Here is a 1,105-nt window from a genome sequence, read left to right on the forward strand (position 1 = left end):
GATCATCGTGGCCGGGGTGGCCGTGCTCACCGCGCTGAAGTTCTCCCTGCCGATGGTCGCTTTGTTCTGCGTGGTCGCGGCCATGATGAGCGGCATCGCCAAGCTCGCGGTGGACGCCTCGATCCAGGAACGCATCCCGGAACGGCTGCGGGCCAGCTCGTTCGCCCACTCGGAGACGGTGCTGATGCTCGCCTTCGTGGCCGGCGGCGGGCTGGGGCTGGTCCCCTTCGACGGCCGGATCGGCATCGGCGTCGCCGCCGGGGTCGGGGTGCTGGCCGCCGGGCGGGGGCTGGTGATGGCCCGGCGATTGCGGGCCGAGCGGCTGCGTGGACGGCCACTGACCGACGACGAGCTGGCGGCGGAGGAGCGGGCGGCCGACGAACAGGCCGCCAAGGAGCGGGCCGCCCGTGACCGGGAGGCCGCCGGCACCACCGACACCGCCCCCACCTCACCAGCGCCCTTCCATGGTGGGCCGGATTCCGAGGAGCCCGGCCTCGCGCCGCCGGGTTTCCACATCTACCGTCCGTCGTCGGCGGTCCCCGGTCCGGGCGGCAGCGACGACGAGACCCGACGCAGCTCTCCGGGCCCGATCCCGTGACCGGCCTGCTCGTGGTCACCGCGGTCCCCGCGGAGGCGGAGGCGATCCAGGCCGGTCTCGCCGACCCCACCGTGGCGGTGGTGCCCGTCGGCGTGGGCCCGGCCGTCGCCGGTGCGGCTACCGCCCGTCTGCTGGCGCTCGCCGAGGCGGCCGGCCGACCGTACCGCGGGGTGGTCAGCGCGGGCGTGGCCGGCGGCTTCTCGGGTCTGGTGCAGGTCGGCGACACCGTGCTCGGCACCTGTGCCGTCGCCGCCGACCTGGGTGCGGAGTCATCCGACGGCTTCATCCCCGTCGACGAGCTCGGCATGCCGCCCGAGCTGCTCGGCGGCGGCACCGCCGTCGACGCCGACCCGGGCCTGCTGGCCGTCCTGCGCGCCGCGCTGCCGGCCGCCGCCGTGGGCCCGGTGCTGACGGTCAGTACGGTGACCGGCACCGCCGCCAGCACCGAGGCGCTGCGTCAGCGCCACCCGGACGCGGTGGCCGAGGCCATGGAGGGGTACGGCGTGG

Annotated in this window: 1 protein-coding gene and 1 pseudogene; both read left to right on the forward strand. The window is 76.1% G+C overall.

Translation table 11 applies throughout. The features are described 5' to 3' along the window. A pseudogene (locus AB0M52_RS34110) lies at positions 1 to 598 on the forward strand (MFS transporter); the annotation flags it as partial. Beyond that, on the forward strand, positions 595 to 1,105 hold a 511-nt coding region (gene mqnB, locus AB0M52_RS34115), incomplete at its 3' end, for a futalosine hydrolase (RefSeq protein ID WP_363962031.1). The pseudogene AB0M52_RS34110 and the gene mqnB, both read left to right, overlap by 4 nt.

Source organism: Micromonospora sp. NPDC051296 (assembly GCF_040682255.1).
In the GTDB taxonomy this organism is placed as follows: Bacteria; Actinomycetota; Actinomycetes; order Mycobacteriales; family Micromonosporaceae; genus Micromonospora; species Micromonospora craterilacus.